We start from the raw sequence: 22,932 nt of genomic DNA, 5'->3' as shown, positions 1-22,932 counted from the left end.
GGTTCACGGCCGGGCTCTGACACTGGCCCGCGATGCACGGAGGTCCGCCCCGGCCACCTCGCACCCCTGTCCAGCACACTGGCGTTCAGGCGCATGGGGGAAAGGGCCCACGCAGAAGGGGGCTTCCCGTCGCGGCGTCCCGAGATGCCACCAGGTAGCTTCCCCTCGATCTCGGGGTGTTGACGCACGTCCGAGCATCCGATTTTTGCATCTGCCCGGACTTCAGGTGGAGGAGCGGGTCGCCGCAACTGCATCGGAACTCAGACAGTGACCACGTGAGAAGCGCCGCGGAGGGCGGCGCCGACCATATGGTGTAGATGCACGGTCACCCGGGAGCATCACGCGTCCGGCGGCTGGTGCGGCACCGAGTACGAACTCGCCGGTTCTGCGGGGCGTGGCTGCAAGCCTGTTGTGAAGTTGCCCGGAAGGGGGGACATGGCGCGTCCGCGCGGAGAGGCCCAGACCAGGCATCCTCGTCATGAACGGAGAGGGGAAGCACGGCTGCCCGGGGTGGTCGCGACCCTTGCCGCGATCATCTTGTATCTGGGTCTGCCGCAGCGGCTGCTGATCGCTCCCCGGTATGTGCTGCCCGCCCTGGAGTGTCTTCTGCTCGTACCGCTCGTTGCGATCAACCCGAAGCGCCTCACCCGTCAGACCAGAGTCTTCCGTGTGCTGTCCTTGACCCTCGTTGCCGTCATTGCGACGAGCAATCTCGTCGCCCTCGGGATTTTGGTCCACGAGCTGGTGTACGCCGGGGTGAAGGACGGCCGCTCGCTGCTGCTGGCCGCATTACAGGTCTGGCTCACCAACATCATCGTCTTCGGTCTGGCGTACTGGGAGTTGGACAGGGGCGGCCCGGTATCCCGCACCCAGGCGCCCCGTACCGAGTTGCCTCTTGCGGACTTCCGGTTCTCGCAGGACGAGAACGACGACGCCGTCCAGGAAGTCGCCGATGGTGCCAGTGGCACCTCCGACTGGGTCCCCACTCTGATGGACTACCTGTATGTGTCCGTCACCAATTCCACTGCCTTCAGCCCGACAGACACCATGCCGCTGTCTACCCGCGCCAAGGTCATGATGAGCGTCCAGAGCGTTTCCGCGCTGGTGACCTCGCTCCTCGTCATCGCCCGCGCTGTCAGCATCCTGCACTAACGGCGCCTCATCGCGGCAGCGGTTCTGTTTGCTGCTCGTTCAACGCTCAGGGCCGGTGTTCGCGGGTCCCTCTCTGACCGTGGTGACGGCGGCGGACACCCCCAGTCGCCACCCCGGTGTGGGTGGTACGCGACGGCGACACGCTGGGCCTGCGCACCCCCGCCGACTCCTGGAAGGACAAGCGGATCCGGCCCGCAGCGACATCCTCCTGGGCCCCTGCGAGCTGCGCGGCAACCCCACCGGTGACCAGGTCCCGGCCACCGTCGAGATCACCGATGCGGCCGGCGCCCGCTACCGCACCCTCATCGCCCGCAAGTACGGCATCCTCGGCCGCCTCATGATTCTCGACAGCCGCCTGCGGGGAGCGGACAGCACGCTGGGCACCCGCAGGGCGCGCGTCATCATGCTGGTCGGCGCGGATAGTTCCGGCGCCCGCTGCTGGCTCTCCCGGGCGGGGCGGGTGTCCCCGAGGGCAGTGAAGGCGTGGCTGAGGTGGACGTGGTGTTTCTGCTCGCCGTACGTCAGCCACGTGTCCGACCGCTCGGACTCGGGGAGCCGGTTCATGGGGCGTCTGCGGCGGTGAGTGCGGTGCGGGCCTGCTCGCTGGGGTGGTTGAGGGCGTAGGCGCGGGCGGCGACGGCGACCGCCAGTGTCGCCGCGGCGGTCGGCCGGGTGCCGGCGCGGCGGTCGGCCGGGTGCCGGCGGTGAGCCAGGCCTGGTCCGGCGAGGTCTGCCGCTGCCTTCGGTGCGCCGTAGTTGAGCGGGACCATCGCCTCCCGTGCGAGGACCCAGGCGTGCAGCCCATCGAGGGAGCCACCTACACCAGCGCCCTGCTACGGGGTCCCCTGGCCTTCGCGGGCAGTGCCACCCTCTCCCTGGATTGTTGACCTTCGTCCTCGCAGCGCTGTGAACGAGGGATGCGTTGCCGCACTTCGATAGGCGCACATGGCGTCCGGTACGGCGGCGCCGTCGGTTTGCGGGCCCCGGGGGATCAGCGTGTTCGCCTGAGGTTTCCAGCGTGGTGCGCTTGGCGTTCCATGATGATCGGCGCAAAGTGACGGATTCTCGCGTCGCGCAACCGTCCCCCGGCCGCCTTCACCGCGGCACCCAGTGCCGTCGGCTCCGTCCCGTGTGTCGAGCCTTCCGTTGCCCCTCGCGGCCCTGCGGAGCGAGCTGGCGAATCCCAGGATCGCTCCGTTCCGCGAGCGGCTCGCCCCTTCGCTCCGCACCGGTCTGTCGGGTCAGGAGTAGCCTGCGATGCGGGGGTGCGGAGCGAACGCCACGTGCCGTCAGGCGATGAACAGGCTCATGCCGGGGGCCGGGCGCACGACCTGACCTGGCAGCACGGCGCGCGTCACCTGTCCGGTGCAGTTGGGCCTTGACCACACGAAGGCCACCTCGTCTGTGAGGTTGGTGACCTTCGAGGGCGCGAAGTCCCCGAGCGGGAGGCAGCCCGACGGGTTCGTGTGCAGCGCCCCGTCAATGATCAGCACGCCGTTGGCCGCCTGCGCTGTGCCCGGCGTCGCCAGCGCCAGTGTCAGCGTCGCCGCACAAGCTCCGAGCACCCACATCACGCGTCGCGTCCCACGCATCCGTCGTCCACCCGTCTCTTCCGTCTTGCCGCTATCACTATCCGTCACTGAAGGTAGCTGGCTACTACGTAGGGTGACATGGTGACACGGCGGCGCAGGTGACGATTTTTCCTGCCCGGCTGCGGTTGCCGTACGGTCTCGCATGCATGTTCCGCGTGTTGGGGGAGCGGGGCCGGTCGGTCGGGGAGATGGGCGGGATCAGGATGGGCGCGGACGAGGGGTGGAGCGAGCACGCGGCGTGCCGTGCGGCCGATCCGGATGGGCTGTTCGTCGAAGGCGCCGCCCAGACCCGGGTGAAGCCCGCCTGGTGGGCGGGACGGCTGAACGCCTCGCCGGTGGCAAGCACTCTGCCCACATCATGGCGGGCTGCTCGGCGGCGGTGCTTCGAACCCGGCGGCCGACCAAGGGCCCGGGGCGGGACGGTTTCGGTGCGCCGGCTGGTGTCCCGGTCCTCGCGTGCAGGTTTCTGAAACCCCCTGCGGACGCGGGCGGGTGTCAGAATCCGGCCCGTGCTCGCAGGCCAAGCCGTCAGGCGGTGGCTGTGGTTCAGTTGGCCTGCTCCGCAGTGTCAGGTTCTCTCACTTGTGCCGATAGGACATCGCGGAGAGCGAGGGGGAGGCGGCCGGTCAGCCGGGTGTGGTCGTTGCAGACTCGATCCCAGCGTTGCTCGCGGACCGAGGCGAACATGGACGAGAAGGCGTAGAGCCACCAGGGATCCAAGCCGGTCGCCGCCGTCTCGGCGCAGTACGTCCGCGCGACCGCGTCCACCCGGAGCTCCCGCAGTTGAATCCCCGGCATGGAGGAATTCTCCCAGACCACATCCCTCCCACCCCGGGAACACCAGGCCCAGCGATGCAGCGGATTCGCCTGCTTCCCACGGGCGCCCCAGCTGCTACTAGGGGAGGGTGGCGTCGTGGACGGTGGCGCGTACGTCGAGGACGGTGTCGGCTCCGGTGAGCAGCAGGACGCGTTGCAGCTGTGGTGGGGGGCCGACCAGGCGGAGTGCGGTCGTGCCGGAATGGTGGATGCGCAGCAGCAGGTTCAGGAACGACGAGTCCGCGAAGGTGACGGCGGAGGCGTCCACGACGAGGAGGGTGTGCTTCCTGGCGGCGTTCTCCATCGCATTGGCGAGCGGGGCGATGGAGCTGATGTCCGGGGTGCCCGGGACGACGATGATCCAGGCGTTGTTCTGCTCGTACTGGATCACCGCATGCTGCGGTGCTCCTTGTCCTTCGGCGCCGCCGGTTCCTTCAGCGTGACCCATGTGCTCAGTATGGTCCGGGCCGCTGGGAGGGCAGGCGTCCCGCGGCTCGACAAGTCGGGGCGTTCCAGGCGGTTGTGTGCCGCCGGGAAGGGGGAGCCGTCGTCTTCTCGGGAGGCGCTGCGGTTGGGGAGCCGGTGGCGGCGGACTGGTTTGGTGCGACGGGTGCGTGACCTGGGCGCGTGGGGTGCCTTGTACGGGAGACGCGCGCACGCCCGCAGCCGAGCGCGGGGCGTGCGCGTCAGACGGCCCTGATCCCGCCCGGCATCGGGGCCGTCAGCTTCCGCGACGGGAGAGCCTGGCGCTGTTTGTGGGCGCTCTGAAGAAGGAGGTCGCCGAGCTGAAGAGGGCGTTCCATCGGCGCCGGCTGCGCAAGCACAAGGTCTTGGGCTATTTCACCCCGGCCGAGGCCAGGCAGCGCCACCAGCACGCCCTCGCGGCACAGAGATCGAGTGTCCAAGATCACGTGGGAACTTCACGTATCCGTATTTCGGCGGCTCCTGATTGTCCTAGTGATCGGTGGTGGACAAGCTCGTCGCGCTGACTCGCACGGCCCGTCAGCGGCATTCCCGCATGCTTCCACCGGAAGGACACCGCCCTATGAGGATCAGGTGCATAGGCGCTGTCGCACTCACGCTAGCGGGTTACGTAATCGCGTCTGAGCGCCGTCCGTCCCGACCCTGGCCGACCCCGGCTCAACCCAGGTGCGCCCACCTGCCTTCATTGGCTCAGAACCGTCTGTACGCCCTGGCACCACACAGCCGTTGATGGTCATCATCTGGCTGCGTCGCAAGGCGCCTTCTCATCTTCGGAGACCATCACCGTGCCGATACCGCGTGTTCGCAGATCCGGCTCATCCCGCAAGCCATGGCGTTCCCTGATAGGTTCCCGCGCTCTCATCCTCGTCGCGCTGCTGGCCGTGGCCACCGCACTGCTCCCCTTGGCGGGCTTCGGCCAGGGAGACGCAAAGGCCGACGCCTCAGGGGTGCCCGGCCCTACCGGTGCGGGGTTCGCGCCACACCACGCGGTGGCGCCCGCATCCGCCATGGAACCCGCTGCACCAGTGCTGCCACGGGACGGGTGGACGGTGACCGCCAGCGACGAGGAGAGCGCCGCGGAGAACGGACGCGCCACCAACGTACTGGACGGTGATACCGACACCATCTGGCACAGCAAGTGGTCGGGCACCCCCGCTCCGCTGCCGCACAGCATCACCATCGACATGCACCGCACCGCCGTGGTGTCGGCGATCGTCTACCGGCCGCGGGCCGTCAGCCCCAACGGCCGTATCGGCAAGTACGAGATCCGGCTGAGCAACGACGGCCGGGCATGGGGCGGGCCGGTGGCCTCCGGCACTCTTGCGGACGACGCCACGGTCAAGACGCTGTCCTTCGCCGCGCAGGGCACCCGGTATGTGCGGCTGACGGCACTGACCGAAGCGGGCGGACGGGGCCCATGGACGTCCGCGGCGGAGCTGGACCTGCTCGGCGATCCAGGTTCCACCGCCGGTGTCGTCGACCTGTCGCGCGAGGGTTGGACCGCCACCGCAAGCGACGAGGAGAGTGCCGCGGAGGACGGACGCGCCGCCAACGTACTGGACGGCGATGCCGACACCATCTGGCACAGCAAGTGGTCGGGGACCCCCGCTGCGCTGCCGCACAGCATCACCATCGACATGAAGACGCCCCACACGGTCTCCCAGCTCACCTATCAGCCGCGTCAGGGCTCGGCGAACGGCCGGATCGGCGTCTTCACTGTCACCACCAGCTCGGACGGTGCGTTCTTCGGTGCGCCGGTGGCCTCCGGCACCTGGGCCGATGACGACACGATCAAGGGGGCCTCGTTCGTTCGGCCGGTGACGGCCCGGTATGTACGCCTGACCGCCACCTCCGAGGCGGGCGGCCGCGGCCCCTGGTCCTCGGCGGCCGAAATCCGGCTGGCCGGGCCGGCGGATCCCGCCCAAGCGGGTGCGTGGGGTCCGGTGAAGGGCTTCCCCCTGGTGCCGGTGGCCACGGCCGTCCTGCCGAACAACAAACTGCTCGCCTGGTCGGCGTACGGCGTCGACCGGTTCGGCGGCAGCAATGGCTACACCCAGACCGCAATCATGGACCTGACGACTGGTCAGGTCTCACAGCGGCGTATCGACAACACCGGGCACGACATGTTCTGCCCGGGGATCGCCATCCTGTCCGACGGGCGCGTCCTGGTCACCGGCGGCAGCAACGCGGAGCGTGCCAGCATCTACGACCCGGCGACGGACGCCTGGACGTCGACTGCGGACATGCACATACCCCGGGGCTACCAGGCGATGACCCTGCTGTCCAACGGCGACGCCTTCGTCCTGGGCGGTTCCTGGAGCGGCGGCGCGGGCGGCAAGAACGCCGAAGTGTGGTCGCCTGCCACGGCAACCTGGCGCACCCTGCCCGGCGTTCCCGCCGCCCCGACCATGACCGCGGACCCGGCAGGTCCCTACCGGGCGGACAACCATGAGTGGCTGCACGCCACTTCGGACGGCCGGGTGCTGCAGCTCGGCCCGAGCAAGCAGATGAACTGGATCACCACGGCGGGCGCCGGGACCATCGCGCCGGCCGGGACCCGTGCTGACAGCCAGGACGCCATGAACGGCAACGCGGTCGCGTATGACATCGACAAGTTGCTCACCCTCGGCGGCGCCACCGCCTACGAGAAGGCCAAGGCCACGAGCCGTGCCTACACCGTCGACGCGAGCGGCGGCGGACAGCCGGTGAGTGCCCGTACCGGGGACATGCGCTTCGCGCGCGCGTTCAGCAACAGCGTCGTCATGCCTGACGGGAAGGTCGCGGTGTTCGGCGGACAGTCCTACCCCGTTCCGTTCAGCGACGCGACGTCCGTCATGACCCCGGAGATCTGGGATCCGGCCACCGGGAAGTTCACGCCCGCCGCGGCGATGGCCGTGCCGCGCAACTACCACAGCGTCGCCAATCTGCTGCCGGACGGCCGGATCTTCTCCGGCGGCGGGGGCCTGTGCGGGGACTGCGCCACGAACCACCTGGACGGCGCGATCTTCACCCCGCCGTATCTGCTCAACGCGGACGGCAGCGAAAGGCCCCGTCCGGCCATCACCGGTCAGGTGCCCGGCCGGGCAGACAACGGCGCCCAGCTGTCGGTAACCACCGACAAGGCGGTCACCTCCTTCGCCCTCGTACGCGCCAGTGCGGCGACCCACTCCACCGACAACGACCAGCGCCGTGTGCCACTGCGGTTCCGGGGCACGGCCGGTACCTCGTACCAGGTCGACATCCCGGCCGACCCGGGCGTCGCCCTGCCAGGGACATACATGCTGTTCGCGCTCGACGCCCAGGGAGTGCCGAGCAAGGCCCGGATACTGACGATCGGCTGACGCCGAAGACCCGGCCGGGCAACCCCTCGCCCGGCCGGGACGCAATGCGCCCACTTGACGTCCTCCACGTCCTGAAGGACTCCGTTGGGAAATCCGTCTTCGTCGGGCGCGGCGTTTGCCAACGAGCGGCATGGTGCCGACGGATGCTGCGGCGTCAGGTTTCTCGGATCAGTCGCATTGCAACCGCTGGTTCAAGCGTACGTACGGCATCACTCCGGGCGTTTACCAGCGTTCGGGCCACTGACCCAGACAGCCTTCCGGTCCCTGGGCGGTTGGTTCTTGGGCGCTGGGTTGAGCGAGGCGGCTACGGCCCTCCGGGTCTGCCCATGCGCAGCAGGGATGCCCCGAGAGGGGTGAGGGTGTGCAGCACGGAGGCCGCGTTGCGCCGGGTGCTGATCAGGCCGGCGTCGCGCAGGGCGGTGGTGTGCTGACTGGCGGCCGACGCCGAGATGCCTGCGGCCCGCGCCAGTTCGCCGGTGGTGGCACCGGTCGCGGTGGAGCGCAGGACGTTGGCACGGGTACGGCCCAGGAGGACGGCGAGAGGCCGCTCGCTACGGGTCCCGACGGCTTCGGGGGCGGACACGGGGTGCAGCGGGTAGACCAGCACCTGTGGCAGTTCGGGGTCCGAGAGCGCGACTGGTATCCGCCAGCAGAAGTACGAGGGGACCAGTAGCAGGCCGCGCCCGCCGAGATGAAGATCGCGGTCCTCCACCGGGTACTCGACGTGCAGGACTGGAGCCCGCCAGCGCATCATCGTGCCGAAGCTGCCGAGCAGCCGCTCCACCCCGCCGTGCAGCAGGGCACGGCAGCGGATGTGCCGGTCGCTGTCGAGGCGGGCGCGTATCTGGTCGTCGTACGGGGCGATCGCGGCGTTGTGGTAGTCCTTGAGTGCCGCGGCGAGTTCTTCGCGGTTCTCCTTCTCGGTGAGACCGGCGAGCCACGGCGGTGCGCCCGTCGGCTGGACAGCCAGACGGCCCACTTCGTTGCGGACCCGGTCCGGTGGGGTGTCCACGATCGCCGCAAGGCCGGCGGCGAGGCCGAGGGAGGCCTCGGCGGGATTGAGGAAGTCGGGGAAGTAGGCGGCTCTCGGGAACAGCGGCAGAAGTCTCGTCGGCAGCGCCCGGCCGAGCCCTTTCTCGCTCAGAGCCGCGAGTGCGCGGCGATGCCAGTCGGCGTATGCCCAGCGGCCCTGGCGGGTTTGGAAGCGGTGCAGGCTGAACGTGATCTCCCACAGCGGGTCCGGGGCGGCGGCCACGCGCGTGCGCGCTAAATCAGCGTCGGTGAAATGAATGCGGAGCATGCCGTTCCCCCCGTGCGGCCTCGGCTATTAAGTCCAGGCGACATATGATTGCCAGTTCGCGGCACCGCTGGCAACATCCTTCACGAACCGAATTCGGTCATTTATTCCTGGCCGTCAATCATTCGAAGAAGAGATCTTTTCCCCGTCGAGGACGACACGAGGAGATCAGCATGTCCGTCAGCACCAGGTTCGCCGCAGCGTGCGCCGCAACCGCCCTCGCGGCAGGCCTCGGCCTGACCGCCGCCGGGACCGCGGCCGCCACCCCGGCGTCCACGTCCATGAGTGCCTCCAAAACGCAGGTCAAGTCCTGGTCGTGCGGCTTCTACAGCGGGACCGTCGAAACGGTGTACGGCAACAACAACGACCGGGTTCGCGAAGTCCAGTGCCTGCTGGTCTACGTCTGGGGCTGGAACCTCGGCTCCACCGGCCCCGACGGTGACGGCGTGGACGGGGACTTCGGAGGCAAGACCCTCGCGGCTGTCAAGGGATTCCAGACGTGGGACAACAACAGGGGGTGCAGCATAAGGCTCACCGTCGACGGCCGGGTTGGAACGCACACCTGGAGTGCGCTGCGTTCTGACAACGGTTGTCCGACCGTCTGAATCAGCGCGCATCGAAGTCAGGTGTCCTGTCCGTTGAATTAGGGGGCATCTGATCTGAAAACCGTCACCCTCAGCAAAAGCAAGCCGTAACAGCCGGCCGGGACGGGGCCCCACGAGTAACGCTCACGCCCGGAGTACACAGGACCGGGGGCCATGTCATGCCCCTGCGACAACGGCAGAAAGCGAGAATCGCATGAACAGGAAGAGGCCCATCGCTCGACTTGCTACACCCTTGGCGGCTGGGGCGATGGTGGGCGCGGCCTTGACGGTCGGTACCTCATCCCCGGCGGTCGCCGCTGCTCCGCCTCCCGTCTCCCGGGCAGCCGCGCCGTTGTCGATCGATGTCGCGGGAGCCGCATCCGTGGGCGCGTCCCGCCAGCAAGCCACTACCGCGCCGGTGAGCCACAGCGCTGTACCGTTGGCCAGTGTCACCCTCCCGAATCCGGTGTTCGGCATCAACAACTGTGACGGACGTCGGGAGGAGTTCACTCGCGGAAGCGACAACGCGTTGTGGCACCGGTGGGAAAACCGCCCCTATGACACCAGTTCATGGAGTGGTTGGGTGAGCCTCGGCGGGGCAATAATCTACAACCCCTCGGCAGCACGCAACTCGGACTGCCGTCTGGATGTATTCGTGATCGGCATCTACCACGAGATGTTCCACAAGTGGCAGGATTCTGCAGCGAGCGGGGGCTGGTCCGGCTGGGAAGACCTCGGCGGAAACCTCGTAAGCTCTCCACGGAACGGCTATTTCTCGGACGGCCGCATTTGGGTCGGTGCCTGGGGGCCGGATGGAATCGAGCACTTCAAGCGTCAAACCGCACCATCTCAGGGCCCATGGATCGGCTGGTACTGAGCTTGGTATTTACTGAGCAATGTCAACGTGGCCACTGATCGAGTGACCGTGAGGGGGCCCGCAATGCACGAGGCTCCCGTGCCGTTGAGGGAGATGTTCGAAGTCTCAACCCACCGGTACAGGAGTCTCGTTGGTTCCCTAATTCGTTGCTAACGGTTCCGGTGGGGCAGATGCACTTCCGGGCCGTTCGAGTCGAGGACCGCGACATCGTCGATCAGCCAGGCGACTGAACGCCTTGCTATAGAGCGGTGCACGCTCCTCGTACTCGTGGTGGTGACGGCTGCAGGGGCGCCGGATGTATGCCTTTGAGCACTGAGGGGAAGCATCTCTTGCCTGGGACCTCCAGAGAAAGTCGCATCCTGTCCCGCTTGGCCTGCGGCGCCGCCATCGTGCTGCTCCTGGGATCCGGCGTTGCGACCACCGCATCCGCCGATACCTTCGATCCGAACCCCAACCCCAACCCCAACGCCGCACCGTCCACACGGCCGGCTGCAGGCCCCGAGGAAGCAGCCAGGGCCGGAGCCCGCCCGGTGTCGGGCAAGAAGCCGTCCGCCGGACCGGCCTGGAAGCAGGTCGACGAGGGGCTGGGCCTCACCATCGAGGGGGTCAACATTCCGCCCGATGTCGACGGTGGCATCAGCCTGTCTGCCTTCAACGGTCACATATGCCAGGGCTCGTGCAGCCGATCAAGCCCCAGGGCGGGGACTGGACAGCCACGCCGACCTGGAAGCCCGGCGACAGGCACAAGGCGTCGCTGACCACGAAGTACACGTGGAATGCGACCGCAGCCGACATGAAGTACTGGTACAAGCCGGACGTCGAGATCGAGGGCACGGTCCATTCTCCCGGCATCGAGCAGAAGGTCGACTACCAGTGGAGCAAGGGCTACTGGAAGAACACCCCGACCTGGATCAGATCCGCTGCGACACCGTCAAGACGAAGTGGGGGTCCACGGGCTATGTCTTCGACAACTCGGCCCCGACGTATGTGTTCAACGCCAAGAGGTACCCGCAGGCCGCGGCGCACCCATGGCTGATCCAGACCGTGCTGCCGAACCATGCCGACTCCGAACCACAGGACAAGCCCCTGTACTACATGGGCGACAGCGCACAGAACACGAGGAACCGAGACCGCATCTGCCCCTCCAACTGGGCTGCGGAAAACGGCGACGCCAGCGCGCTGGACGATGCGACGGACAAACTGAACTGTGACGAGTTCGCCTTCGCCTCTTCCTACAACAGCGGTGGCATGAGGAAGAGCGGAGGCGGCCTGAACGAGGCTGTCCCCACCGGCAGCACCACCGGTATCCCGAACGGGAGCGCATGCGTGCAGAGCTTCGCCAGGAAGCACGGGACGAAGGTGCACCTGTACAACATCGACAACGGCAAGATGCCGACGTTCTACGAGGTGTGTGGGCGCTCGTCCATCTCCGGCATGCACAACCACGAGTCGATGGGCGGGAACTTCAACAACTTCATGAAGCGGATGCGCATCATGGACAAGGACGCCCACAACCACGCTGCGCACTGAGCTCGAGCCGGCGAGGCAAAAGATCCGCACGCCGTCGAACCGCCCCCGCCCACACCCCGGCTTCTGCTTTCTACGAGTTCCAAACGGAATCGGGTGGGGTCTTCGAGGAGGTCCTTGACGAGCGCGGCGTCGGCGGATCCCAGGCGATCGGCGACGGCGAGTCCCAGACCGATCCCGCCGACGCGCAGGGCCCAGCCGAGCGGCAGTTGAGTCGCCGCCGACCGATGCAGGCCGCCCGGAGGCCAGCCGGCCGTGAGGCCGTCGCCGGGCACGTGGGTGATGGCAGAGCCGAGGACGCGCATCACGGGCACAGGCCGCGTTCCATACGGATCATCACCACACCTTCGGCCGTGACGAGGGCCAGATCCGTTCCGACCGCCGCGAGGGCGAGCACCTCAATGCCGAGGGGAACCGTAAGGCTGACGTCCCCGGTGACAGGGCGGCACACGCGCACCACCCCGTCCCGGCTTCCGGTGGCGAGCAGAGGGGTGCCGTCGGGACCCGGGAACGCGATCACAGTCGTCACCAGGCCGGTGTGGCCGTGCATCCCCGGGCCGACCGCTTGTCCGCTGGACGGGTCCCACACCCGTACGGACTTGTCCCGGCCGCCGGAGGCGAGGAGGGTGCGGCCGTCGGGACCGAGGAATGCCGCCAGCGCCGACACCGTGCCCGTGTGGCCATGGACTGCCGAGTCGCCCGGTTGAGCGGTGGATGTGTCCCAGACCTGCAGCGACCCGTCGTCGCGGCCGATGGCCAGGAAGGCGCGTCGGCCGGGACCGGTGAACGCCGTCAGCGCCGACACCGCCTCGGTGGCACCTTGAAGCGGCAGACCGGCCGGTCGCCTGGTGGCCGGGTCCCAGAGACGTATGGATCCGTCCCAGCTGCCGATCGCGAGGAGGGTGCCTCCGTCGGGATGGGTGAACGCCGTCAGCGCCGAGACCCCTGCGTCGTGGCCGTGCATGGCTCTGCCGACCTGCTGTGTGGTGGCTGGGTCCCACAGGTGTATTGAGCCGTCGTCGCCGCTGCTGGGGAGAAGGGTACGACGGCGGGGACCGGTGAACGCCGTCAGCGCCGACACTCTGGTGGTGTGCCCACGCATCACCGAGCCGACTGGTTGTGCCGTGGCCGGGTCCCAGATCCGTATTGACCCGTCCCGGCTGCCGATGGCCAGGAGGGTGCGACGGTCGCGGCCGGCGAATGCCACCAGTAACGACACCCCCTCCGTGTCATTGCGAAGCGGTCGCCTGGCCTCTTGTGCGATGGCCGGGTCCCACAGACGTAGTGAGCCGTCGTCGCCGCCGCTGGCGAGGAAGGCGCGGCCGTCGGGACTCGTGAACGCCGCCACAGCCCCGACCACGCCGCGGTGGCCATACATCGGCAGACCTGCCGATCGTGCGGAGGCCAGGTCCCACACTCGCAACGCCCCGTCGCGGCTGCCGGTGGCGAGGTGGGTGTGTCCGCCGGGGCCGGTGAATGTCGTCAGCGCTGATATCACGTCCGTGTGACCGCGCAGGGGTTCGCCGATCTGCCGCGCGGCGGTGGGGTTCCAGAGGCGTATGGATCCGTCCCAGCTGCCGGAGGCGAGGAGGGGGCCGCCGTCGGGGTGAATGCTGCCACCGCCCGTACCCCGCCGGTGTGACCGATCAGGGGAAGGTGCAGAGGGTGGCGTTTGAGGTGTGCCCAGCGCACGGACCAGGTCGCGTGCGGATCTTGTCGCGGGTGGAAGGGGGAGGTCGGGACGGTCTGGTCGGTGCAGCGTGTGACGGCGGCGGTCGCCGACGTGATCCGCCCGTCCATCAGCGCCGGCACGGCGGCTGCTCCGTAGAGTGCGCAGGCCCGCGCCCGGTCAACGGATTCGACTGCTCTTGCCGCAGTGGGCAGCAGCTGGTGCGCACGGCCCGGCATCCCCAGCCATCCGCATGCCTGTCCCCGGAGAAGCTCGATGTCGGCGGTGAGCCGGGGGTCGGCGCTCCAACGCAGCGCCTGGTCGCACCAAGGGGCTGCGTCGCTGGTGTCACCACTGTGGAAGGCGTCCGTGGCCGCGCGCAGCAACCGCACTGCCTTGTCCGGCTCGTCCGGCGACAGTTCCGCGGCTCGATGCCACGCCCGGCCCGCCATCCCGAGGGCGCCGCGCTGTTCCTCCCGGCAGGCCGTGTCGGCGAGGGCTACGGCCAGGGAAGCGTCCGGTCCAGCCGTGGCTGCTGCCAGGTACCAGGTGTGCAACTCGCCCGAGGAGGTCTTGGCCCAGGCCTGGTACGCGCGCAGACGCTCGGAGGTTGGGCAGCGCCCCAGGAGCAGCGGTCGCAGCACCGGGTGCCCAAGCTCATAGGTCCCTGCCACAGCCCGTACCAGACCCACTTCCTCTGCGGCATCGAGCGCGCCCAGGAACAGCCCGGTCATGTCCAGCACCCGTTCCAGCGCCGCGACGTCGGCTGAAACGCTGGTTGCCAGATACAGCAGGGCTTCCCGAGTCTCACCGGGAACGCTGTTGATGAGCCGCTGCCAGGCCCGCTCCACCCGTGCCCCTGGTATTTGCCAGGTCTCGTCCCACGGCGGGGTGCCCGACTCGAGGACCCGGCTCAGCACTGCCGCGTACTCCACCTGCGGCGGCGGAGACACCCGCCGGCGACGCCTGCCCGGTGGTCGGGGACGGCGCCCCCCAGGGGCCCGGCCAGTACGAGTCCACAGGCTGGGCGGACCCGCAGCAACCGTGATCTCGTGCTCGCCTCAGGCACGCGGTCGGCCGGCGGGTGCTGCGTTAGCGGCCCGTGTCGGCGTCGCCATCGTCATTCGGAGAATTCCGCTGCCTCCTGCCGCCCGGAGCGGAGCTGTCGCCTTGCTCTTCCAGCAGCTCGAGGAGCGCGGCATCCGCTCTTTTTTGATCTTCTTTCGTCAGCTCGACCGGTGCGTTGTTGTAGACGGTGTATCGATCCGGATCGATGATGTTGGCGGCCCGCAGGGTGAACGTCAGCAGGCGGCGCCACCCCTTGCGGTGGCCGACCCTCGCTTGCAGCTGGACCTTGTAGTCACGGGCTTCGGGCATGAGCCCGGAGAAGGGTGCCTCGAACTCGATGACGAGTTGTTGTGCTCCTCTGCCGGGCACAGCGAAGCCGGCCGGCAGCTTCGCATCCTCGTCCGGCCCCGGCTGGAGGCGAGACGGTGAGGACACCCACAGCAGCGGCAGGTGAGAAGCGGGCTCGTCGGGGAAGGTCAGGATGAGGTCCTGTACGACGATCGGCTTGGGGCCGGTGTTGTGAAGGACGAGCGGGAGCCGCAGGCGGGCCGTGGAAGAGTGGATGATCGCTGCAAAGGCATGAGGCTCCCACGTCTTCAGTCGCCCCTGCCTGGCGTTGAGCCACCAGAACGACGCGACGGTGAAGAGTAGTGCGCAGACCGACACCACGCCGGCGCCTGTGAGAGATGAGGACGCGGCTTGATCGGTCGCGGTCATCAGCGGAACCACAGATTCAGTGTGCCAGCCCCAGCGTGGGCTCGCTGACAGGACTCAGGAACCTCTGTCGCCTGCGCGCAGCAGCAGACGAGCGGGACGGCCCTGCGTGTCACAGGTGGCCGCTGCACCGCTCAGCCCACGTCACGAGCCGACATCGGCAAGGAGCACGTCCGGCTGCAGGTTGCGCAGGGCATGGTGGGCGTAGTTGAGGGTGGCGCCGGGGAACCAGCGGGCGCCGGGCATGGTCTCCTCGGCCAGCACCCGCTCGTAGGAAGTGGTCGCGTCGATGTGGAAGTACGCCCATACCGCGGCCCAGAAACCTTCCAGGTCGGTGACGGACCAGCGGTGCAGTGCCTGGTAGTCGGTGGGGTCCTGGATACCTTCGGCGTCCTGGTGCCGGGCGGCCCAGCGGGCGAAGTCCGCGATGCGGCCGCCGACGGCCGTTTGGGTCGGGTGGCAGGAACGGTTCCCGGTGGCGTTCCAGGACGAGGCTGCGCACTCCGTGCCGGGCGAGCAGGAGCGCGGCCGTGACTCCCACGGGCCCCGCACCGATGATCACCACCGGTCTCCGCGCTGCGTCGCTCACGTCGCGTCCCCCACGGCGGTCCGCTGTTCACCCAGGTCGATGCGCCCGTCGGGGGTGGCGATCGTGGCGGTGACGAGGTCACCGTCGCGCAGGTAGCGGGGGTTCTTGGCCTGGCCGTTGAAGAACGCCTTCCACTTCAGGGCAGGCGGCAGCAGAGCGGCGATCTTCTCGACCGGCTTGGGCGGGGCCTTCAGGGCCGTGCCGCCAGGAGTGCCGGTGAGCAGCAGGTCGCCCGGGTCGAGGGTCTGGAAGCGGGCCAGCAGGGTGAGCGCCTGCGCGGGCCGCACGATCATGTCGGCGAGCGTGCGGTCCTGGCGCGGCACGCCGTTGACCGACAGCCGAAGCCGCAGGTCGATCAGACGGGCGAAGTCCTCGGGCTCCAGCAGGGCCAGGTACGGCCGGTCGGCGTGAAGGTCGGGTAGGACTTGCTCTCGTAGAACTGGGTCTTGGTCAGCTGGACGTCGCGGGCGCTGACGTCGTTGGTGAGGACGAGCCCGGCGACGTAGTGCGACAGGTCCGTCTCCTCGACGTCGGTGCCCAGCGGCAGGGTTGCGCCTATGACGAGGCCGAGTTCCACCTCGTAGTCGAGGAACCTCACGTGCGCCGGGCGGACGATCGCCGCGTGCGGACCGCTGACCGAGCCGGATGCCTTACGGAAGAAGGTGGGCGGGATGTCGCCGGTGAACCCGGAATCCTTGGCGTGGCTGCGGTAGTTGACCATCTGGGCGACCACCCTGCAGGGGGTGGTGACCGGGGGCAGTGCCACCAGGACGGGCGCCGGGACATGGTCCGCGAACACGCCTTGGCGCTGACCGCGTCGTAGGGTCGCGACCGCCTCGTCGCGGACCGGTGCCAGGGTGGCGCGGATCGCCTCATCGCCGAGGTGGCGTCGCCCCAAGGAGATCAGCGTGCGGTACTGGTCGCGCACCGCCCATCCCGACAGGACCATCCGCGTCATCGCCTCGAGCGGATCGGCCCCCGGGGCACCGGCTGTGGCGAACGCCTGCCGGAGCGCTTGGTCCGCTTCGCGTCAGCTCGGCGACCAGCGCCTCCCGGCTGGAGAAGCGTCCGTAGAGGGCGCGCCGGGCGACGCCGGCCCCCTGAGCGATGCTGTCGAGACCCGCGTCGGGGTCGTCCCGCAGTCTGTGCCGAGCGATCGCCAGAATGAGTCTGCGGTTCGAGCGAGCATCGCTGCGCCGCGCAGTGCGGCCCAGGGCGTCGGTCGTCTGCATGGCTCCGTCCCTCCGGGGGCTCTGGCTGCCGGAAATCCGTGGACGCCGGTGCTCCCTCAAGCACCGGCGCCCACTCACCCCTGCCCGAGGTGGCTTCGATGTCCCGCTGACAGGCGTCAGGGGACCAGGATGAGGCGGATGGGGTCGCCGATCTTGTTCTCCAGACGGCTGACCGCGTCGGCCGCGTCGATGAGGGGGATGTGGTCCGTGATGGAGGGGGCCAGGTCGAGACGGCCGGCCGCGGTCAGCCGCACCAGCTCGGAGACCGACTCCGGGAAGCCGCCGTAGTGACCGCGCACCTGCTTCTGCAGGTAGTTGAAGGTCAGGCCCTCGGTGATGGTGAGCGGCCTGGGGGTGATGCCCACCAGGATCAGGGAGCCGCCCAGGCCGAGCACAGAGGCGGCCTGCTCGCGCACGGCGGGTACGCCGGCGCAGTCGAAGGCGAAGTCCAGGCCCCGTCCATCGGTGGCCACGCGTACCTGGTCGGCGAAGTCGGGGGCGGCCGGGTCCAGGGCGTAGTCCGCACCGAAGGCCAGGGCGCGCTCGCGCGCGCTGGGCAGCGGGTCGACGGCGATGATCGGGGCGGCGCCGACCAGGCGGGCGAGACGTACGTTGTGCGCACCGACTCCGCCCACCCCCCAGACGCCGACGGACTGGGCGGCACGGACGCCCGCGGTGGCGACGACGGCGGCGTAGGGAGTGGAGACCGCGTCGGGGATGATCGCCGCCTGGTCGAAGGGGAGACTGTCGGGGATCGGGACAAGGGTGTCCTCCCGGGCGATCACGTACTCGGCCCAGCCGCCGTTGTAATCGATGCCGGCGGTGAGCATCTGGGTGCAGGGGCGCCGCCGCGCGCAGCCGGCGCACCGGCCGCAGGTCTTGCCGGCCTCCAGGGTGACGCGGGTGCCGGCGGTCAGGCCGCGCTTGAGGTCGGGGCCGAGCGTGTGGACCACACCGGAGACCTCGTGGCCAACGGTGACCGTGTCGGAGGTGGCGAACAGCGGGACGAGGGAGCCGTCGAGCAGGTGGACGTCGGAGAGGCAGACGCCGGCGGCCTTGACCTCGATGAGGACCTCGCCCGGGCCGGGCACGGGGATGGGGACCTCCTCCACGGCGAACTTCTTGCTGTCCAGGTGGAAGCGTCCGGCGAGCATGGTGTCCATGAAGATCTGCTTTCTGTGAGTGGCACCGCCCGCGGTTCGGGACATGGGTGCCGTGTGGGGTCTGGAGGGCTTGTGGTGGCCGGGAGGCGTGCGGAGTGGCAAGACGGGGCCGCACGCCTCCCGGCGTCGGGGGCAGAACGCCTTGCGGCGTGCGACGGTCAGGCGAAGACGTCCTGCTGGTAGCGCTCGTCCGCCTCCAGCTGGGCGAGCCACTGCTGGGCGGCCTCGTCGTCGCTACCGGTCTTCTGGCGGTAGATCGCGGCGAGGGCCTCGCGGACGGCGGGGGCCATACGGCGGCCGTCACCGCAGACGTAGATGTACGCGCCGTCCTCGATGGCCTGCCACACCGTGTCGGCGGCATTGGCTATGGCGTTCTGCACGAACCGGGCCGGGTGGCCGGTCACCGCGGAGAAGGCGGTGTGCACCTGCGCGATCCCGGCCTGCTCCCAGTCCTGCATCTCCCGCTTGTAGAAGTAGTCGTGCTCCGGGTGGCGGCAGCCGACGAAGACCTGCGACAGGCCGACCTCGGTGCCGTTCTCGTGCTGCCGGGCCCGCTCCTCCAGGAAGCCGCGCAGCGGCGCGATCCCGGTGCCGGGGCCGATCAGGATCAGCGGCGTGGCGGGGTCGGCGGGCGGCGCGAACGTCGGGGAGGGCACGCGGACGTAGCCGTACACGACGTCACCGGGCTCAAGACCGGCGATGTAGGAGGAGCAGGTGCCGCGGAACTGGCCGTCGCCGGACAGGGCCGGACCCTCCAGCAGGCCGACGGTCAGGCGCACATGGCGCGGGCTGGCCGACGGGGCGGAGGAGATGGAGTAGAAGCGCGGGCGGATGGGGCCCATCATCTCCAGGAACACCGCCAGCGGCAGCTCCACGGCCGGGAAGCGCTCCAGCAGGCCCAGCACCGGGACCCGCTTGCCGAGGATCTCCTTCTGGTAGTGCTCCTCGGCCTCCTCCGTGGCGGCCGCGTACGCCTGGAGCTGCGGCCGGGTCCACGGGCACTGGGTGTACTCGGCCAGCGTCTGGATCTGGGAGCGGGTGGCCACGTCCTGCAGCTCCAGGAACTCGGTGAGCAGGATGCCGGCGGTGACGGGGACGCCGACCGGCAGGTGCGTCCGTCCGCCGCCGGGCTGGTCGAGCCGGAGTACCTGGCCGTACTCGACACCGAGCCGCCTCAGTGCGCGCTCCACCAGGGCCGCTTCGTTCTTGGCGAAGACGGCCAGGTGGTTGCCGGTGTCGTAGGTGACACCCTCGGGCAGCTCGACGGTGATGGACTTCGCGGACGGGCGCGGCGGCTCGATGCTGAAGTCCCACAGGCCGGTCGCGTCGCCCACGAGCTCCTCGTTGGCCACCACCGTGAGTGGGTACGCCTGCTCGGAGACGATGGCGGGGCGCACGTCGGACTCGGTGAGCAGCTGGACCTGGTAACGCGGGCCGCTCGCCTCGGAGGTGTCGGCGGCGTACTCCTCGGCCAGGGTGGCCCACAGGGTGTCCATCCAGCGACTCGCCATGCCGTCGAAGTCACCGGCGGCGTCCGCGATGCCGCGCTCGACGACGGGCGTGGCGCCGGCGGCCAGCAGACCGTCCGTGATCCGCTTGGGGAATGCCTGGTAGGTGGCCACCCACTGGGTGTTGCCGGCGCCCAGGAGCGCGAACCGCACGTTGGACAGCGAGCCCTCGGGCAGGCCGGCGGCGAGCAGGTCGTCGAAGCGCTGGGCGTTGTCGGGTGCCTTGCCGTTGTAGCTGGCGGCTACGACGACGAGCAGACCCTCGGTGGGCAGGTTGTCGCCCAGCTCGTCCAGGCTCATCAGCGTGGTGCCGAACCCGGAACGCTCACCGCGGTCGGCGATGGTGCGCGCCAGGTCCTCGCAGGAGCCGAGGCTGGAGCCGTAGGCGACGGTCAGGTTCACACCGACGCCGCTGACCGCTGTCTGCGCCTGCGTGTCGCCGGTCTGCAGGTCGGCGGCGCCGAAGTCGGTCCGCTGGTGGTCCTGACGCTTGCGGACGACCAACTGGAAGTCGCCGGGCTTGCGCGTCAGCGCCTCGCGGACGTCCATCTTGTAGTCGGTGGTGTCGGAGAACCTGAACTTCTGCAGCACGAGCGCAAGCGCCAGGCGGGCCTCGGTGAGCGCGAACTGGCGGCCGATGCAGGCACGCACACCGTTGCCGAACGGCTTGTAGGCGTGCGGGTGCTGTTCCACACGGTTCTCCGGCAGCCACCGGTCGATGTCGAACTCCTCCGGCCGGTCCCACGCCTTGGTGTGGGAGTGCAGCGCGCCCATGAGGATGTTGGCCCTGGTTCCCTTCTTCAGCTCGTACCGGTCGCCGATGACGGTGTCGTCGATGGGCGCCTTGGCGATCAGCGGGATGGGAGCCCACAGGCGCAGGGTCTCCTCCAGGATCCGCGGGATCACGTCGAGCCGCATGATCGTGTCGTAGTCCGGGACCGTGTCACCGGGCAGCAGGCGGTCGACCTCGGCGTACGCCTGCGCCAGCACGTGCGGGTTGCGCATCAGCGAGTACGTGGCGAACGACAGCAGGCCACTGGTGGTCTCGTGACCGGCGATCAGGAAGGTCACCACCTGGTCGCGGACGTTGTCGTCCGCCAGCAGCTTGCCGGTCTCCGGGTCGGTGGCCTCCAGCATCAGGCCGAGCAGGTCCTCCTCGCCGGTGCCCTTCCCCTCGCGCCGCTCCTTGATCACGCTGTCGACCAGGTCGCGCATCAGCTGGATGTTCTGGCGGTACTTCCTGTCGTCCGCCTTGCGGAGCTTGGTCATCATCGGCAGCTCCTGAGAGCGCCGCATCGACTCGATCAGCGCCTCCAGCAGCGAGTTGAGGAAGGGGTGCAGTTCCTCCTTGTCGTAGGACTGGAAGCGGTAGCCGAAGCCGGACAGGGCGATGGTGTCCAGGGTGAGCCGGGTGTAGTCGTCGGTGATGGCGACCGGCTGACCCTCCCGGCTCTCCCACTTGCGTGCGAGGTTCTGGGCGATCTCCAGCATCTGACCGAAGTAGGTCTTCATGGCCCGCTGGCTGAAGGCCGGCAGCAGAATCCGGTGGGCCATGGCCCATTCCTCTTCGTGCTGGTGGGCCGTGAACAGACCCGCCCCCGTGTAGTCCCGGACATGGCTCAGGGGGGTCTTCTCGATCTGCTTGAAGAACCGCGTCTCGTCGCAGACCTCGGCCACCAGGTCAGGGTCGTAGACGAAGACCTGCTCGATGCCTGCGATGTCCATGCCGTAGATGCCCTCGGGGAACCGCTTGGACAGCTCGTTGAAGTACTCCACCGGGTTGGTGTCGGGGATCTGCGGCGTGTGGCCGAGCAGGGGGATCCCGCGCGGGGACCGGATGGGGCGAAGGTCGTTCGCGGAGTGCGTGGTCATGACTTGCTCCTCTGCGTGAGGGGGCGGGCAAGGGTGAGGAGCGCTGGTCGATGCCGTGGCGCCTCACAGAAACATACGCCGTATGGAACTAGTACCGTACGGCGTATGGAAACTCGACGCAAACCCCAGACCGCCCACTCGGTCGCCATGATGCAAGTCATTTCCGTACAATGTATGAAACTGGTACCGTACGGGGTATGGAAAAAAAGGTGAGGCGTCCCCCGCGGGGAACGAGGAAGAGAGACGTGCCTCTGACCGAGGCCGGGATCTATGTCGCTGCCTTGCGGCTCATCGACGAGGACGGGGCCGAGGCGCTCACTATGCGCAAACTCGCCACCGTGCTCGATGCGAACCCGATGTCGCTGTACCACCACGTGCCGAACAAGGAAGCCGTGCTGCGCGGCGTGGCGAGAATGGTCGGAGCCCAGTTCCGCACCGTGACGCTTCAGGACGCTCCCTGGCAGGAGCGGATCCGCCTGCTCGCCACGGATTTCCGGACGCTGGCACACCGTCACCCGAAGTTGATGGCCTACTCGTTCAGCCAGCCGGACTTCATCCAGCCCGACGACCCGTTCTGGACCGCGCTCACCGCTATCGTGGCCGCTGCCGGGGTGTCGCAGTCGGAGGTCTCGGAGATCGCCGCTCTCCTGGTCGCCGTCGTCGTCGGTGTCCTCGGCGCCGAACTCAACGGCTCGCTCCAGCAGTGGGCGAGCCTTGAGTTCCCCGGTGCCGCTGCCGGCGCGGACGAGTCCATGGACGCAGGCCCTGCCCCTGATCAGGACCACATGTTCCGGCTGGTGATCGACACGCTCATCATGGGCCTGGAGGGTCGGCTCGCCGCCGGTCGTAACGGCCAGGGCGCCGGCCGCTGAGTCCGTAGTCCCAAGGCGTTGCGGCCTGGGCGCGTCCGTGGTCGGGCGAGTTCAGGCCGCGGTGCGACGCTGCGACGCACAGGGAGCAACCGCTCCCCTCCAGAACGAACATCCATATGCGGCCGCTACCGGTGCGCGGTGTGTTGCGGCTGGGCCGGGCGGCCGATCTGTGACCCAAGGCAGTGCTCAGCGTCCTCGTGGCGACCTCCGTGCCGAGGCTGGTCCTGCTGTCCACCGGGCAACCGTGTTCAGGCAAGCATCCCTACCAGCACCGCAGTGAGCACCGAGACCGGCAGTATGATCACACGCGGCCAGCCCGCCGACCGCTGAGGGCGGCCCTGTCCGGCGGCGGTCGGGGTTCGGCTCGCGTCCGCGTCCGGTGCCCTGATCAGGCCGAGGTCTTCGGCTCCGAGTCGCGGCTTTGGGTGCGCAGTTGCTCGTTGATGCGCTGGGCTTCTTCGAGCTGGTCTTCGAGGATGATGATGCGGCAGGCGGCCTCGATGGGGGTGCCCTGGTCGACGAGTTCGCGGGCGCGGGCGGCGATGCGCAGCTGGTAGCGGGAGTAGCGGCGGTGGC

The 22,932-nt window shown here is 68.9% G+C and carries 19 protein-coding genes and 3 pseudogenes; 8 read left to right on the top strand and 14 right to left on the bottom strand.

The genetic code is table 11. The annotated features are described in order from the left end of the window. Positions 1-510 precede the first annotated feature (510 nt). Both ACWGKT_RS42050 and ACWGKT_RS42045 read left to right on the top strand, forming a co-directional pair. Positions 511-1,152 (top strand): hypothetical protein, encoded by a 642-nt coding sequence (locus ACWGKT_RS42050; RefSeq protein WP_453277837.1) that lies wholly within the window; start codon positions 511-513, stop codon positions 1,150-1,152. A gap of 86 nt (positions 1,153-1,238) precedes the next feature. Further along, positions 1,239-1,540: pseudogene (locus ACWGKT_RS42045) on the top strand (PPOX class F420-dependent oxidoreductase); the annotation flags it as partial. A gap of 172 nt (positions 1,541-1,712) precedes the next feature. On the opposite strand, the gene ACWGKT_RS42040 reads toward ACWGKT_RS42045, so the two are convergent. From ACWGKT_RS42040 to ACWGKT_RS42025, 4 genes are all read right to left on the bottom strand, one after another. Then, entirely contained in the window at positions 1,713-1,922 is a 210-nt protein-coding gene (locus ACWGKT_RS42040) for a hypothetical protein (protein WP_453277836.1), read from the bottom strand. A 519-nt stretch (positions 1,923-2,441) separates the two neighbouring features. Further along, positions 2,442-2,726, bottom strand: coding sequence for a hypothetical protein (locus ACWGKT_RS42035; RefSeq protein WP_453277835.1), 285 nt, complete (start codon positions 2,724-2,726; stop codon positions 2,442-2,444). A 564-nt stretch (positions 2,727-3,290) separates the two neighbouring features. Then, positions 3,291-3,542 (bottom strand): hypothetical protein, encoded by a 252-nt coding sequence (locus tag ACWGKT_RS42030; protein WP_453277834.1) that lies wholly within the window; start codon positions 3,540-3,542, stop codon positions 3,291-3,293. A gap of 97 nt (positions 3,543-3,639) precedes the next feature. Further along, positions 3,640-4,008, bottom strand: coding sequence for an STAS domain-containing protein (locus ACWGKT_RS42025; protein WP_453277833.1), 369 nt, complete (start codon positions 4,006-4,008; stop codon positions 3,640-3,642). A 1,084-nt stretch (positions 4,009-5,092) separates the two neighbouring features. Here ACWGKT_RS42025 and ACWGKT_RS42020 point away from each other — a divergent pair. Next, on the top strand, positions 5,093-7,384 hold the full coding sequence (locus tag ACWGKT_RS42020) for a discoidin domain-containing protein (protein ID WP_453277832.1): 2,292 nt from the start codon (positions 5,093-5,095) through the stop codon (positions 7,382-7,384). A 91-nt stretch (positions 7,385-7,475) separates the two neighbouring features. Beyond that, entirely contained in the window at positions 7,476-7,628 is a 153-nt protein-coding gene (locus ACWGKT_RS42015; RefSeq protein ID WP_453277862.1) for a helix-turn-helix domain-containing protein, read from the top strand. Positions 7,629-7,688: 60 nt separating this feature from the next. Here the strand turns inward: ACWGKT_RS42015 and ACWGKT_RS42010 are convergent, their stop codons facing one another. After that, positions 7,689-8,684 (bottom strand): helix-turn-helix domain-containing protein, encoded by a 996-nt coding sequence (locus tag ACWGKT_RS42010; protein ID WP_453277831.1) that lies wholly within the window; start codon positions 8,682-8,684, stop codon positions 7,689-7,691. Between the two features lie 170 nt (positions 8,685-8,854). Here ACWGKT_RS42010 and ACWGKT_RS42005 point away from each other — a divergent pair, with 170 nt between their 5' ends. The 3 genes from ACWGKT_RS42005 to ACWGKT_RS41995 all read left to right on the top strand — a co-directional run bounded on the left by ACWGKT_RS42005 (position 8,855) and on the right by ACWGKT_RS41995 (position 11,672). Then, a complete protein-coding gene (locus ACWGKT_RS42005; RefSeq protein WP_453277830.1) occupies positions 8,855-9,286 on the top strand; it encodes a peptidoglycan-binding domain-containing protein in 432 nt (143 codons plus the stop codon). Between the two features lie 361 nt (positions 9,287-9,647). After that, entirely contained in the window at positions 9,648-10,142 is a 495-nt protein-coding gene (locus ACWGKT_RS42000) for a hypothetical protein (protein ID WP_356158607.1), read from the top strand. An 873-nt stretch (positions 10,143-11,015) separates the two neighbouring features. Beyond that, positions 11,016-11,672, top strand: coding sequence for a hypothetical protein (locus ACWGKT_RS41995; protein ID WP_453277829.1), 657 nt, complete (start codon positions 11,016-11,018; stop codon positions 11,670-11,672). Positions 11,673-11,973: 301 nt separating this feature from the next. On the opposite strand, the gene ACWGKT_RS41990 is transcribed toward ACWGKT_RS41995, so the two are convergent. The 8 genes and pseudogenes from ACWGKT_RS41990 to ACWGKT_RS41955 form a co-directional block, all read right to left on the bottom strand. Beyond that, positions 11,974-13,281, bottom strand: coding sequence for a WD40 repeat domain-containing protein (locus ACWGKT_RS41990; protein ID WP_453277861.1), 1,308 nt, complete (start codon positions 13,279-13,281; stop codon positions 11,974-11,976). Continuing rightward, the gene (locus ACWGKT_RS41985; RefSeq protein WP_453277828.1) at positions 13,164-14,273 is read right to left on the bottom strand and encodes a hypothetical protein; all 1,110 of its coding nucleotides are present in this window, start codon (positions 14,271-14,273) and stop codon (positions 13,164-13,166) included. The genes ACWGKT_RS41990 and ACWGKT_RS41985 overlap by 118 nt, the downstream gene beginning before the upstream one ends. A 157-nt stretch (positions 14,274-14,430) precedes the next feature. Further along, entirely contained in the window at positions 14,431-15,123 is a 693-nt protein-coding gene (locus tag ACWGKT_RS41980) for a hypothetical protein (protein ID WP_453277827.1), read from the bottom strand. A gap of 162 nt (positions 15,124-15,285) precedes the next feature. After that, a pseudogene (locus ACWGKT_RS41975) lies at positions 15,286-15,709 on the bottom strand (acetyl-coenzyme A synthetase N-terminal domain-containing protein); the annotation flags it as partial. Then, positions 15,706-16,667, bottom strand: a pseudogene (locus tag ACWGKT_RS41970) (fumarylacetoacetate hydrolase family protein). The pseudogenes ACWGKT_RS41975 and ACWGKT_RS41970, both read right to left, overlap by 4 nt. Then, entirely contained in the window at positions 16,582-16,941 is a 360-nt protein-coding gene (locus ACWGKT_RS41965) for a TetR family transcriptional regulator (protein ID WP_453277826.1), read from the bottom strand. Before ACWGKT_RS41965 ends, ACWGKT_RS41970 begins: the two are co-directional and overlap by 86 nt. 116 nt (positions 16,942-17,057) lie before the next feature. Next, positions 17,058-18,104: a zinc-binding dehydrogenase gene (locus ACWGKT_RS41960; protein ID WP_453277825.1), complete on the bottom strand. Its 1,047-nt coding sequence runs from the start codon at positions 18,102-18,104 to the stop codon at positions 17,058-17,060. Positions 18,105-18,262: 158 nt separating this feature from the next. Then, positions 18,263-21,484, bottom strand: coding sequence for a bifunctional cytochrome P450/NADPH--P450 reductase (locus ACWGKT_RS41955; protein WP_453277824.1), 3,222 nt, complete (start codon positions 21,482-21,484; stop codon positions 18,263-18,265). A 245-nt stretch (positions 21,485-21,729) separates the two neighbouring features. On the opposite strand from ACWGKT_RS41955, the gene ACWGKT_RS41950 reads away from it, so the two are divergent. Further along, positions 21,730-22,356, top strand: coding sequence for a TetR/AcrR family transcriptional regulator (locus tag ACWGKT_RS41950; protein WP_453277823.1), 627 nt, complete (start codon positions 21,730-21,732; stop codon positions 22,354-22,356). Positions 22,357-22,744: 388 nt separating this feature from the next. Here ACWGKT_RS41950 and ACWGKT_RS41945 read toward each other — a convergent pair. Next, positions 22,745-22,932 (bottom strand): MerR family DNA-binding transcriptional regulator (locus tag ACWGKT_RS41945; RefSeq protein ID WP_453277822.1); only part of this gene is annotated, 188 nt, incomplete at its 5' end.

The organism is Streptomyces sp. NPDC054794, assembly GCF_053611585.1.
Note: the sequence above shows the minus strand (reverse complement) of the source record. Positions and strands in the feature narration are given on the sequence as shown.